General features: G+C 65.1%; 12 protein-coding genes. 3 read left to right on the top strand and 9 right to left on the bottom strand.

Annotated features, from left to right (window positions below):
* The first annotated feature begins 144 nt into the window (after window positions 1-144).
* Window positions 145-795 (top strand): phosphohydrolase, encoded by a 651-nt coding sequence (locus tag NHH88_14330; protein ID USX16893.1) that lies wholly within the window; start codon window positions 145-147, stop codon window positions 793-795.
* Window positions 796-820: 25 nt separating this feature from the next.
* Here the strand turns inward: NHH88_14330 and NHH88_14325 are convergent, their stop codons facing one another.
* A complete protein-coding gene (locus NHH88_14325) occupies window positions 821-1,558 on the bottom strand; it encodes a CPBP family intramembrane metalloprotease (protein ID USX16892.1) in 738 nt (245 codons plus the stop codon).
* Between the two features lie 263 nt (window positions 1,559-1,821).
* Between NHH88_14325 and NHH88_14320 the strand changes: the two genes are divergently transcribed.
* Entirely contained in the window at window positions 1,822-3,408 is a 1,587-nt protein-coding gene (locus NHH88_14320) for a glycosyl hydrolase family 28 protein (protein ID USX16891.1), read from the top strand.
* A 60-nt stretch (window positions 3,409-3,468) separates the two neighbouring features.
* On the opposite strand, the gene NHH88_14315 is transcribed toward NHH88_14320, so the two are convergent.
* The 5 genes from NHH88_14315 to NHH88_14295 all read right to left on the bottom strand — a co-directional run bounded on the left by NHH88_14315 (window position 3,469) and on the right by NHH88_14295 (window position 9,662).
* Complete coding sequence (locus tag NHH88_14315; protein USX16890.1) at window positions 3,469-4,686, bottom strand: PepSY domain-containing protein; 1,218 nt, start codon at window positions 4,684-4,686, stop codon at window positions 3,469-3,471.
* Window positions 4,680-7,091 carry a TonB-dependent siderophore receptor gene (locus tag NHH88_14310; GenBank protein ID USX16889.1) on the bottom strand — a complete coding sequence of 804 codons (2,412 nt, stop codon included), beginning with the start codon at window positions 7,089-7,091 and terminating at the stop codon, window positions 4,680-4,682. The genes NHH88_14315 and NHH88_14310 overlap by 7 nt, the downstream gene beginning before the upstream one ends.
* 73 nt (window positions 7,092-7,164) lie before the next feature.
* On the bottom strand, window positions 7,165-8,226 hold the full coding sequence (locus NHH88_14305; protein USX16888.1) for a FecR domain-containing protein: 1,062 nt from the start codon (window positions 8,224-8,226) through the stop codon (window positions 7,165-7,167).
* A complete protein-coding gene (locus tag NHH88_14300; protein USX16887.1) occupies window positions 8,223-8,711 on the bottom strand; it encodes a sigma-70 family RNA polymerase sigma factor in 489 nt (162 codons plus the stop codon). The genes NHH88_14305 and NHH88_14300 overlap by 4 nt, the downstream gene beginning before the upstream one ends.
* A gap of 192 nt (window positions 8,712-8,903) precedes the next feature.
* Window positions 8,904-9,662: an SDR family oxidoreductase gene (locus NHH88_14295; protein USX16886.1), complete on the bottom strand. Its 759-nt coding sequence runs from the start codon at window positions 9,660-9,662 to the stop codon at window positions 8,904-8,906.
* A 125-nt stretch (window positions 9,663-9,787) separates the two neighbouring features.
* Between NHH88_14295 and NHH88_14290 the strand changes: the two genes are divergently transcribed.
* Window positions 9,788-10,387 (top strand): TetR/AcrR family transcriptional regulator, encoded by a 600-nt coding sequence (locus NHH88_14290; protein ID USX16885.1) that lies wholly within the window; start codon window positions 9,788-9,790, stop codon window positions 10,385-10,387.
* 35 nt (window positions 10,388-10,422) lie between these two features.
* Here the strand turns inward: NHH88_14290 and NHH88_14285 are convergent, their stop codons facing one another.
* The 3 genes from NHH88_14285 to NHH88_14275 all read right to left on the bottom strand — a co-directional run bounded on the left by NHH88_14285 (window position 10,423) and on the right by NHH88_14275 (window position 12,128).
* Complete coding sequence (locus tag NHH88_14285; protein USX16884.1) at window positions 10,423-10,890, bottom strand: FKBP-type peptidyl-prolyl cis-trans isomerase; 468 nt, start codon at window positions 10,888-10,890, stop codon at window positions 10,423-10,425.
* A gap of 121 nt (window positions 10,891-11,011) precedes the next feature.
* Window positions 11,012-11,794 (bottom strand): hypothetical protein, encoded by a 783-nt coding sequence (locus tag NHH88_14280; protein USX16883.1) that lies wholly within the window; start codon window positions 11,792-11,794, stop codon window positions 11,012-11,014.
* Window positions 11,795-11,834: 40 nt separating this feature from the next.
* A complete protein-coding gene (locus tag NHH88_14275; protein USX16882.1) occupies window positions 11,835-12,128 on the bottom strand; it encodes a hypothetical protein in 294 nt (97 codons plus the stop codon).
* Between the last annotated feature and the right edge of the window lie 59 nt (window positions 12,129-12,187).

Below are 12,187 nucleotides of genomic sequence, written 5' to 3'. Positions count from 1 at the left end.
TATACGAAGGACGCGTCGCCATAGCCTGATTAATGTCAAAAGGTGAACAGTTTTTTAGTGTATGACAAACCCGTTCATGTTGCCTAAAGATAATTCATCTTCCAGGGTGTACGATGGCGTCTACGCCACAAAAAAGGGAAATCGATGGGCCGCGACGACCACCGGGATCAGCCGAACCGCGCCTGGGTGCGCATGCCGTCCGAACGGCGGCTGGATCTGCTCGACCCCACACCGTTCGACTGGGACGACTCCGACCTGGCGCTGGGGCTGGCACGCACTTACCGCTGGGGCGGTCATTCGGCATGGCCGCGTCCGCTATCGGTGGCGCAGCACTCGCTCACCGTCATGCATTTGCGCGCGGCCGCCTGCAAGGCGGTCGGCGTGGAACTGGCGCCGCTGGCCGCGCTGCGCGAGCTGTTGCACGACGCCGAGGAAGGCCTGCTGGGCTTCGACTGCGTGTCGCCGCTCAAACCGTTTCTCGGGGAGGGCTTCCGCGCGCTGACGGTGCGGCTGGAGGCCGCCGTCTTCCTGCGCTACGGCCTGCCGCACTGGACGGACAAGGAGCACGCCGCCCACAAGCTGGCGGACCGGCTCGCCGCCGCCAGCGAGGCGGTGCACGTGGTCGGCTGGTCGGCGAAAGAAGTGCTGCACACCTTGAAGATCACCGTGCCGCCACTCAACGACGACCCGCTGTACGCGGTCTACGGCGGCACGGCGTGGGAGCCGTGGGCGCCGCAACTGGCCGCCGAGCGTTTTCTGCAGGAACTGAACCGGCTGAAGGCGCTGAGCGCCTAAGCGTCGTGGCAACGGATGGCGTGGCTCATACCTTGACAACGTCCGTCGATGGCGATGGCGATGGCGCCACCTTGCGGGCGGCCTGCACCATCGCCACCGGCACCGCCGCATGCAGCACGATCAACCACCAGAGATTGCCGCTAACGGCATAGCCGATAGTGAAGGCGAAGGCGGACGCGATGGAGCCGAAAAATTGCTTGGGGTTCTTATAGCCGTGTCCCGCGCCATAGGACACCGCCGCCAGCGCAATGGCCAGCGGCAGGCCCGTGACCGGCGTCAGGACCAGCAGCAGATATCCTCGGTAAAGAAGCTCCCAGGCGGCCGTCATGCCGACCGTCGTGACCAGACAGGCCAGGGTTTCGGTTCGCGTGCGCGGTACCGGAAACGGCAAGTCCCGCAGTTTGTCGTCAAGTTCGACGCGCTCTTCCGGCGTAATCTGGCGTTCATGACGCTTGCCTAACAGATGCACCACCAGCAGCAGACAGCCAACCGCCGCCAGACCCCACAGCCCGCCTTGCGACAACGGGGGACCCAGGCCCAGCTCGGCGGCGCTGTAACCGCCGACCCACGCGACCGGCAAGAACACGCAGAGAAGCACCAGAACGTAGCGTCCCTGGCGCCAATAGCTCCACAGTGGGGGCAAGAACGGCTTAGACGACGCCGGATGACGGCTGCGCCAGAGACTGTTAAGCGGAGAGTACACCAGCAGGTAGAGCGTAAACAGGATGTCGGCAATCGGGTACGGCGAGGAAAGGGATGTCATGCCACGACAGCCGATGCACGCGGGTAAATCATAGCAATCCGATCAATGATAAAACGGGCAGTGTAGCGCAATGCTCCGCGCCAAAATTCACGGATTCTCACCAAACCACCAGCAATGAACAATTCATCCCTACCGACATTTCAGAATTTCCTGATGCCAAACCATCTCCCCGCCCTGTAAATTCCTTGATCGTAACATTGGAAATACGTACACGTTGCCAATGTGTACGACTTTATGCAACATCTATACAGGGAGTGTAGTTGATGAGATCCAGCAAAGTTCTGATCGCCTTGGCGGTCGCGGGAACGACCAACGCCTGGGCGGCCGACGCCGCCGTCGCCACGCAATGGGGCACGGTCGCCGAACCGGCCTACCCGGCCACCGTCTGCGGCCAGCCGCTGGCGGCGACCTTGAAGCCGGTGAACGCCTCGGCCGACTCGCTCGACAGCGATCCGTCCCGCTCGCAACCGGACGCGGTGCGCATCCAGGCCGCCATCGACGCCTGCCCCGCCGGCCAGGCCGTCAAGCTGGTCAAGGGCGCCGGCGGCGAGAGCGGATTCATCAGCGGCCCCCTGAAACTCAAGTCCGGCGTGACCTTGTGGGTCGACACCGGCGTGACCTTGTTCGCCTCGCGCAATCCCAAGGATTACGACACCGGTACCGGCAACTGCGGCACGGCCGGTTCGGCCAGCGGCAAGCTGTGCAAGCCGCTGATCGTTGCCGACAAGACGGCCAAGAGCGGCGTCGTCGGCGGCGGCATCATCGACGGCCGTGGCGGCAGCCTGCTCACCGGCGGCGCCAACGCCAACGCCCGCAGCTGGTGGGACGTGGCCTACCAAAAACGCTCGCAAAACCTGACCCCGCAAACCTTCCGCATCCTGCAAATCCAGAACGGCACCGACTTCACCCTGCACGGCATCACCTTGCAGAACTCCCCCAACTTCCACGTCTGGGGCTACGGCGTGACCGGACTGACGGCCTGGGGCATCAAGCTGCTGACGCCGAGCCTGGCCTACACCCGGGACGGCTACCAGTGTCCGGCCGGCACCACGCCCGACGTCGTCACGCCGGCCACCTGCTTCACGCCGGACACCGCGCTCAACACCGACGGCTTCGACACCGGCTATTCCAGCAAGGTGCTGCTGGCGTATTCCTACATCAGCGTGGGTGACGACCATGTCGCCATCAAATCGAGCTCGGGCGCCGGCGCGCACCAGCACACCTACGCCCACAACCACTTTTACTACGGCCACGCGCTGTCGATCGGCAGCGAAACCAACGCCGGCGTGAGCGACATCGCCGTCACCGACCTGTCGATCGATGGCTACGACAGCGGCACCAGCGGCGGCCTGCGCATCAAGTCGGATTCTTCGGTCGGCGGCAGTGTGTCCAACGTCAGCTACACCGGCGTCTGCTCGCGCAACATCAGCCATCCGCTGACCTTCGACTCGTTCTACAGCGGCTCCAAGGGCACCAAGTACCCGAACTTCACCGGCGTGACGGTGCGCGACTTCCATCACCTGGGCAGCACCAAGTACAAGGGCGGCACGCTGACCTTCGCCGGCTACGCGCTCAACGGACAAAACAATCCGCTGACGATCACGCTGGACAACGTGGTGTTCGACGGTACCCAGCCGACCTATACCGCCGGCCACAACGGCCAGTCGCTCAATCCGTATGCCACCCGCTTCACCTTAGGCGCCGGCCCGGTGAGCTTCGCCTCGTCGATCGTCGCCTCCTCCGCCAGCGGCGTGACGATCACGGGCAACGGTTCGGGCAGCGGCACGCCGAGGAACTGCGGCGCCGCCTTCGTGCCGCTCAAATCGGTGTTGCCAACCTCGCCGATCTGACGCTAACGGCCGGCCGCCGCGACGCCCGACGCGCCTCGGGCGCGCGGCGGCCCCGCCGACTCAAACGCCCTCCGGGACGGCTGCGCGTTTCTTCAGCCAGACCAGCACGCCGGTGACGCTCAGCATCGTCACGACCAAACCCATCAGGCAAATCAGCAATTGCACCGGCCAACCGCCAAGCGCCGCCATGTGCAGGGTTTCCAGCCAGGTCGAGATGGTGTCGCCGCTGGCCGCGCCGGTGGGGAGCCACAGGCCTATGAGCCCGCCGGTCTCCGCATCCATCACCAGGCGCGTGTGGCCGCCACGATGCCGTATGTCATGGCTGGTGCGCACGTCATAGCGATACACGCCGCGCGTAGGATCGTACAGCAGGGACTTTTCCGCCTCGACCACGAAACCCTGCGCCCGCGCCTGCCCCACCATGTGCGCCCGCACGGCGGTCAAGGCCGGCCCCCACGGGATGGCCGGCGCCAGCCTTGGCTCCGGCAACTTCGGAATGCTCTCCAGCCCGCGCTGGTGCGCGAACAGGGATTTCATCGCCGGTTGGTACACTTGCGGCAGATTGAAGGCGACGCTGCTCCAGGCCAGCACAAACAGCATCGCCCACGTCCACAAGCCGCCGGCCCGGTGCAGGTTGAAGCTGAACTTGTAAGCGCTGCCGGTGCGCAGCTTCCAGGCCGACCACCAGCGCGCCGGCCACGATGCGGGCGTGGCGCCATCGCCCCGGCGCCTGGGCATGGTGAGCCAGGCGCCGACGAAGCAATCGATACTCCACAACAAGGCGACAATGCCGAACACCAGCGTCCCGACGCCATCCAGCGCCAGCGAGTAGTGAAGGCGGTAAATAAACGGCATCAGGTTCTTGCGTCCCTGGCTGATGTCGCCCCACTTGCGTTCGCCCAATATCGCGCCGGTGTATGGGTCGACAAAGACCTGGTCGTTGGGCAGCGCCTTGGCCTTGCCGCCTTTTAAAGACCGCAGCGCGAACAGCTGCGAACGCCCCTCCAGTTGCTCAAGCGGCATGCGCGCGACGAACGCGTCGGGATAGCGCAGCCTCACCCGCTCGTGCAACAGCACCGGATCGAGCCGCTCCGCCCCGGGCGACGGCGGCTGGACCCGGAACAATCGCGGATTCAGCGCCGCCTCGAGCTCCTCGTTCCAGGCCAGCAGGCTGCCGGTCACACCCGCGATCGCCAGGAACAAGGCCAGCACCAGCCCGACATAGCGGTGCACCGGCAGCAGCACGGCGCGCACCGACAAGCCTTTCCTTATCACCATTGGTAAGTCAAGGTGGCGGTGGCGCGGCGCTCATCGCCATAGCGGCAGATCGCAAATTCGCAGTAGATGAATTTCTTGTTGCTCAAATTGCTGAGATTGGCCGACAGCTCCCAGTGGCGGTTGAAGCGATAGCTCAGCATGGCGTCGAACAGTGTATAGCCCGGCATCGCCACGGGCATGCCGGACGGCTGCGTCGATCCCTTGTAGCGCGCGCCGGCGCCAGTCTTCAACTGCGGCACGCCGAGCGCGGCGAAGCTGTAGTCGGCCCACAATGCCGCCTGGTGAAACGGCGTGTCCTCGCTGCGCTGCCCCACTTCGCTGGCGATGGTGCTGCGCGTGGTGCGGGCATCGGTGTAGGCGTAGGAAGCGATCAGGCTCAGCGCGCGGCTCAGCTCGGCCTTGGCTTCCAGCTCGAAGCCCTTCGAATGGACCTCCCCCGCCTGCCGATAGCTATCCTCGGCGGCGTCATACTTCAGCACATCCGTCTGCTTCAGGTCGTAGACGGCGGCGCTGAGCAGCATGTTGCCGCCGGCCGGCTGGTAGCGCACGCCGGCCTCGTATTGCCTGCCACGGGTCGGCTTGAAGGACTGGCCCGCCGCGTCCGCCGCCGCCACCGGGAAGAACGATTCGCTGTAGCTGGCGTACGGCGCCAGTCCCGCCTCCGTTTTATAGACCACGCCGGCGCGCCAGGTAGTGGCCTCGTCGTCCTTGTCGAGTGTGGCCAGGTTGCGGTGCATGGTCTGGTCCTGGCCGGCCCAGTCGTGGCGGGCGCCCAGCAGCGCGGTCCAGCGCTCGCCGATGTCGATCTGGTCCTGCACATAGATACCCTTTTGCAGCGTCTCGATGCGCGAGCCGCGATCGACGCTGGTGGCGCGATTGACCACCACCGGCTGGCCATAGTTATAGGTCAACAAATTCAGCGACGGCGCGTTGCCACGGAAATTGGTCGAGTCATAGGTGGTCTTGTAGGCGTCCACACCGGTCAGCACCGTGTGGCGCATGCCCAGCCATTGCCAGTTCGATTCCACGCTGGTGTCGCTGACGGTGCCGCGCGCGCGCTCGCGGCGGTCGCTGTACTGGCGCGCCAGCACGCCGCGCTGGCCTGCGGCCAGCAGTGCCGCCGCCGTGGTCTGGGCTTGCAGATAGCGCCAGGTGACGTCCGCTTCGAAGTAGCGCAGTTTGTGGCTCAGCTTGACATTGTCGCTGAAGCGGTGCGCCAGCTCGTAGCCGAAGGCATGCATGTCGCCGTTCATTTTGTCGTAGGCCGGCTCGCCGATGAAGTCCTGGCGGCCGATGCGCACCGGGCCGGTACCCACGCCTTCGACCAATTGGTATGGCAGCGGCGCCGAAAAGCGGGTGCGCGTCTTCTGGTAGAACGAGAGCAAGGTCAGCGAGGTATCCGCGTTCGGACGCCAGGTCAGCGACGGCGCGATGTACAGCTTGTCATCGTTGATGTAGCGTTGCGCGGTGTCGCTTTTCCGGTCCAGCACGGTGAGGCGGTAGTCCAGCGTCTCCGAGTCGGGCACCGCCCCGCTCAGATCGGCCATCACTTGCTTGCGGTCGTCGTTGCCGACTTGAACGGCGATCTCGTGCAGCCCGTCGTGGATCGGCCGCTTGCTGACCGCGTTGATCACGCCGCCCGGCGACAGCTGCCCGTACAGCACCGAGGCGGCGCCGCGCAACACCTCCACGCGCTCCAGGCCGTACGGCTCCTGGGTGCCGTCGTAGGAATTGCTTTGCAGGCGAAGGCCATCGCGCATCGAGCCGCTAGTGGCGGACTCGACGTCCATGCCACGGATGCGGAAGCGGTCGGCCGTGCGGTTGAAGCTGGTCGGCTGGCTAGTGAAGCCGGGGGTGTAATTCAGCGCCTGGGACAGGGTTTCGGCCTGGCGGTTGCGCAACTCGTCATTGGTCACGACGGAAATCGACTGCGGCGTGTCGATGATGGCGCTGTCGGTCTTGCTGCCGGCGGCGCTGCGCTTGGCGACATAGCCGAACACCGGGCCGATCGGCGTCTCCCGCTCGGCGCCGGCCGTCACCGTCACGGGCGCCAACGTCTTCACGTCGTCCTTGGGCGCGGCCTTGATGATCACCACGCCGCCCTGCTGCGACGGCACCAGGCCCGAGCCGGCCAGCAAACGCTCCAGCGCCTGCTGCGCCGTCAACATGCCGGACACGGCCGGCGCCGACTTGCCGGACACCAGGTCCGGATGCACCATCAGCTGAAAGCGGCCCTGGCGCGCCAGTTCATTCAGCGCCGGGCCCAGCGGCTGAGCTGGCAGCGCCACGGAAAACGGTGCGTTGGCGGATGCAGACCCGGGTGTTTGGGCGTACAGATCGGCACCAGCAAACACGGTGGCGAGGGCGATGACCAAAGGGGCCGGATAGAAACGCGGATGCTGCATGCAGGGAATCTCCAAAATGGTAAATAAGAACTATTACCAATGGAGACGCATGACCTTCAGGCTACTTGAGGTGCTATTTCGAAGTTTTCGCAATTATTTCGGTTTCGCCGCCGCGCGCCCGCAGTTGCACCGGCAATACCAGTGGCAGGGTTTGACTGAAGGCGTCGGCCTGGCGCAGGTCGAAGCTGCCGTTCACGCGCAGCGCGGCGACGGCCGGGTCCTTGATCACCAGCCCGGTGGCGCCGTAGCGCTCGAACTCGGCCACAGCCTGGCCCAGCGGCGTGCGGTCGAAATTCACCCTTCCCTCGCGCCACGGCATGGCGCCCCCCGGCGCCATCGGCGCCAACCGCCCGGCCGCGTCGGACTGGACCTGTTGCCCTGCCGTCAGCAATACCGGCGCGCCGGCGGGTTTTCCCTGGTCCAGCATGCTCACGCGCACGCGGCCCTCCTCCACCTGCACCCCGACGTTCTGCGCCAGCCCCGTGCGCGTATTGCGTACGGAGAAACGGGTGCCGACCACGGTCACCAGCATCCGGTCCGTGAACACGTGGAACGGCCGCGCGGCATCCGCCTTGACCGTGAACAGGGCCTGGCCTTCCGGCAGGCGAACCTCGCGCCGGTCGCGGTACAAGGTCACCTGGGCGCGGGTGCCGGTATCGAGCCCGAGCATGCTGCCATCCGGCAGCTCGACGTTCAATTGCTGGCCGCGCACGGTGGCGAAGGTTTCGGTGTATACGGGCTGCGCCTGCCAATGGTTCCAGCCCAGCCATCCGCCGCCCGCCACGGTGATGGCGAGCGCCGCCGTCGCCATGGGCCGCGCCACGCCGGCCCAGCCGGTCAGCCAGCGGCGCGGCTTGTGTTCACGCGCGGACGGCGTTTGCCGCATCGACGCGGGCGGCAGCGACGCCGTCAGCCGGGCGACCGCTTGCGAGGGCAATTCACCCAGGCCATTCCAGACCTTGTCGAAGCGCGCGTACGCCGCCTGCCGCCCGGCGCCCAGCGCCAGCCAGGCCTGGAATTGCGCCTCTTCCTCGGCCGTCAAGCCGTCATGGCGCCGCACCTGCCATTGCGCCGCCTCGGCGTACAGGGCGTCATCGGACAGGGGCGAAACGGGTGTCGAATGGGATGGGGTCATAGGATGGCATCCTCGCATGCCTTACACGCCAGCATGGCGCGCGTGATGTGCTGCGCCACCATATTCTTTGAAATGCCCATGCGGTCGGCCACCTCCTGATGCGACAACCCCTCGAAGCGGTTCAGCACGAACGCTTCGCGGCAGCGCGGCGGCAACGCCTCGATCACCGCCACGAAGGCGCGCGCCGTCTGCTCATGCGCGTAGACCGACTCCGGCTCCAGATGCGCGGGCGCGGCCGGGTGGATGGGCTCGGGCAAATCGTCGATATCGTCGTGCAGGCGAACCGCCAGTCGACGATGGCGGTCGATGATCAGGCGCCGCGCGGTCTGGTACAGCAAGGCGCGCGGCTCCGGCATCGCCTGGCCCGAATTGCGCACCGCCAGCACGCGCGCATAGCTCTCCTGCACCAGGTCGGCGGCCGCGTCACGGTCCCGCACCACGCGCGCGCAGAAATTCAGCAGTTCTCGGTAATAGCGCTCAAGCACGGTTCAAGCGAAGCAATCAAGTCGGTTGCGGGCCCTGTCAGCATGCGGTGGGCAGACGTAGCGGCGGCTGATCTGTTGATGCTTTGCGAATGGGAAACATTCTCATTATGCAGAGGTGCGGGCGTAATGTCGAGTCCCCCGGCGCCCAAAGTGCGCGCCGGGGGAGCCGCAGCATGGCGGGCCGCGCGGGGATCAGGTGCCCAAGCCGCCGGCCACGTCGTGCGTGCCGCCCGTCATATAGCCGCCGTTCGGCCCGGCCAGGAAGCAGACCAGCGCCGAGACCTCCTCCAAGGTGGCGATGCGGCGGATCGGGTGCAGATTCATTAGTTCCTCGGGCACGCTGTCACCCAGTGCCTCGGCCGACATGTCGGTCGGCATCACGCCCGGCTGGACCACGTTGACCGTAATATCGCGGCTGCCCAGATCGCGCGCCACGCCCCGGGCGTAGCCGGCGATCGCCGCCTTGGTGCCGGAGTAGTCGGCGACGCCGGCGAACGGCACCCGGGTGCCCAGCAGCGAGCCGATAAAGATGATCCGGCCGCCGTTCGACAGCACCGGCGCCGCCGCGCGCGTGGTCGCCACCGCGCCCATGACGTTGACCTGCCATAGGCGATCGAGCTTGACCGTGTCAAGCTCGGGATCGTCGACCGTCTTGCCCTGGAACGCGATCGCCGCGTTGTTGACGAGGATGTCGAGCTTGCCGAACTGCGCCAACACCTTGTCGACCAGCGGCTTGGCGGCGGCCATGTCGGCCTGGTCACTCTGGATGGCGATAGCGCGCACGCCCTTGGCTTTCAGCTTCTCGACCACGGCTTCCGCCTTGCCGGCCGAGGACACATAGCTGATCGCGACATCCGCGCCCTGATCCGCCAGCGCCTCCGCCGTGGCGGCGCCCAGCCCGCGCGAGCCACCTGTTACCAGAGCTACTTTACCCGTCAATGTTTTCAGCATAAAAATCCCTATTGGTTGTCGAACACTATCAGTAACGACCGTTACGATAACGGCTAGTATATAATTTCGGAACCGGCTGTCAAGACATTTCGTAACAGTCGTTATCTTAAATTTGAGGTGAACAGATGGGCCGCCATCGCGAATACGATGTGGACAAGGTGCTCGATGCGACGCTATGCGTGTTCTGGCGCAAGGGCTACGAGGGCACGTCTTATGCCGACCTGACCGAGGCTGCGGGCGTGGAGCGCCCCGCCCTGTACTCGGCGTTCGGCAACAAGGAAGCGCTGTTTCGCCGCGTGCTGGAGCGCTACCAGGAACGGTTCATGAACCACATCCCGGAAGCGCTGGCGATGCCGACCGCGCGCGAGGTGGCCAGGCACATCCTGTTCAGTTCAGTGGAGCTCAATACGCGCTCTCCCGAGCAGGCGGGATGTCTCGGCATTAACGGGTCGATGGCGGGATCGGACGATTCGGAACCCGTGCGGCAGGCGTTGATCGACTTCCGCGCGGCTGGCGAAATACAGTTGAGGGAACGTTTTGTACGGGCGAAGGCCGAGGGCGACCTGCCGCCAAGCGCCAATCCGGAGGCGCTGGCGGCCTTCCTGATGGCGGTAATGCATGGCATGGCCGTGCAGGCGAAAGCCGGCTTCAGCCGCCAGATGCTGGAAGCCGTGGCCGAACAAGCGTTGTCGGCCGTGCCTGGCGGCGGCGCCGCGCCTGCCTGAACGCTCAGGAGGCGGGTCGCGCCAGGCGCGCCGGCTTATTGCACGTCGAGCAGCTCGACGTCGAAGATCAGGTTGGCGTTCGGTGGAATCGGGCCCGCGCCGCTGTCGCCGTAACCCATCGCCGCTGGAATGATCAGCGTGCGCTTGCCGCCGACCTTCATGCCCTGCACGCCCTCGTCCCAACCTTTGATGACTTGGCCGCCACCGAGCTGGAAGCTGAACGGCGAGCGGCCGCTCGACGAGTCGAACTGGGCGCCGTGCTGTTGCGGCGAGTTCGGCTCGTACAGCCAGCCGGTGTAGTGGACCACGGCGGTGGCGCCGGCCACGGCGTCCTTGCCGGTGCCGGCCACGGTATCGATCTTTTGCAAGGTCACGGGCGCGACGTTGGCGGCGTTAGGCACGGCCTCGGTGGTGGCGGGCTGCGGCGGCTTGGTCTTGTCACAGGCGGCCAGCGCCAGGGTGAGCGTCAGGCCGATGGCGCAGGTGGAAAACAGCTTGTTCATGTGGTTCTTTCGTGTTGGTTGTCGTTGCGGGATGGCGCAGCATACATGGCGCGCGGGCGGATGCCAACACCCAAACCCGCGCGGGCGGCAACGGAGGACGGCCACAGCCGACACCGCCGGCTTAGCCTGGTGGCTGGGCGTTAGCCGACTCCTGCGCCACTTGTCGATCGCCGAGCTCGCGCGTGATCGTTCCCGGCGCGTCAAGCTCGCGCTGCGCCAGCACCTTCAGTTCATCCGAATCCAGCCCGGTCATCAGCGCTTCGCGCAGCACGTCGGCCTTGCCGCTATCTCCCGTGCCCCGTAAAACCGCCATGCCGATCCGCACATCACGAACGAGATTGCTCAACTCGGCGGCCAGCATGGGCGCTTGACGTGGCGCTGGATACAACGGGAGCGCGCGCGCTGTGTGGTTCACCACGTCAAGCAACTTCAACGGGTCACCGCGATAGCGATCGGCCAGTTCGAAGTGTCCTTCCGCCACCAAGGCTGGAAGTGCTGCCCAGGCATATCGCCGCGCCAACTCGGCATGACCGCTATCGAGCTGCGAGAATACTTCGTACGTTGACGCGTGGTCCTTCAAAATGTGGTTGATTTCGACGATCAGCGAAAAGCGTCGGATGCGGCGGTACTCTTCAACGGCTGGGCCGCCTTCGAGACCAAAGTGGATGTCGCCGGCCAGCAGACGTTCAGCTTGCGTCTCACGTATGTTTCGCAAAAAAACCCGCGCCGGCTCGTACTGTTCGGCCAGCAGTTGCAATTGAAACATCGTCATGAAAATGTCCGGCTGGGTCGGCGCCACGGCAAGCTCGGCATTTTTAAACAATTGTTCAAGCACGGACAGCGCCTCTTTCGACTCGCCTTCCTGCATCAGCTTCACCACACGGCTTTGATCGATATCGGACACGGCACTCCCATCAATGGACTGTTATTAAACCGGGCCCTGATCACTTGATGAGCAACTGATCTGCGCTTGCTTTTAAGCTGTAACCTGGGAGGAGTTGATCGGACACGGTCAAAATGGCGTAGAGATTCCGCTTCAGTTCATCCGGCGAAAGCCCACCGTCTGTCAACGCCGTTTGCAACAAATGCAGGGCCATGTCGGCAAGCAGTATCCTCTGCTTTTCCGTCCAGCCCGGTTCGTCCCGCAGCGCAGCGTGCTCCCGGTAGGCCACCTCGGTCAGTTCATGCGCCTTACGGCCCAGCCCGACAATCTCGTTCTTGATTGCTTCAGCTATCATCGTCAATCCTATTGGGGGCGCAGCAAAAATCACCGGCGCCCCGAAAGCCGTTGGCAGTC

The organism is Oxalobacteraceae bacterium OTU3CAMAD1 (genome assembly GCA_024123915.1).
Taxonomy (GTDB): Bacteria; Pseudomonadota; Gammaproteobacteria; order Burkholderiales; family Burkholderiaceae_D; genus Rugamonas.
Note: the sequence above shows the minus strand (reverse complement) of the source record. Positions and strands in the feature narration are given on the sequence as shown.

What these genes read in the sequence shown, in the direction of transcription:
- NHH88_14330 (USX16893.1), top strand. Translation starts at nt 145, where the DNA reads ATGGGCCGCGACGACCACCGGGATCAGCCGAACCGCGCCTGGGTGCGC.
- NHH88_14325 (USX16892.1), bottom strand. Translation starts at nt 1,558, where the DNA reads ATGACATCCCTTTCCTCGCCGTACCCGATTGCCGACATCCTGTTTACG.
- NHH88_14320 (USX16891.1), top strand. Translation starts at nt 1,822, where the DNA reads ATGAGATCCAGCAAAGTTCTGATCGCCTTGGCGGTCGCGGGAACGACC.
- NHH88_14315 (USX16890.1), bottom strand. Translation starts at nt 4,686, where the DNA reads ATGGTGATAAGGAAAGGCTTGTCGGTGCGCGCCGTGCTGCTGCCGGTG.
- NHH88_14310 (USX16889.1), bottom strand. Translation starts at nt 7,091, where the DNA reads ATGCAGCATCCGCGTTTCTATCCGGCCCCTTTGGTCATCGCCCTCGCC.
- NHH88_14305 (USX16888.1), bottom strand. Translation starts at nt 8,226, where the DNA reads ATGACCCCATCCCATTCGACACCCGTTTCGCCCCTGTCCGATGACGCC.
- NHH88_14295 (USX16886.1), bottom strand. Translation starts at nt 9,662, where the DNA reads ATGCTGAAAACATTGACGGGTAAAGTAGCTCTGGTAACAGGTGGCTCG.
- NHH88_14290 (USX16885.1), top strand. Translation starts at nt 9,788, where the DNA reads ATGGGCCGCCATCGCGAATACGATGTGGACAAGGTGCTCGATGCGACG.
- NHH88_14285 (USX16884.1), bottom strand. Translation starts at nt 10,890, where the DNA reads ATGAACAAGCTGTTTTCCACCTGCGCCATCGGCCTGACGCTCACCCTG.
- NHH88_14275 (USX16882.1), bottom strand. Translation starts at nt 12,128, where the DNA reads ATGATAGCTGAAGCAATCAAGAACGAGATTGTCGGGCTGGGCCGTAAG.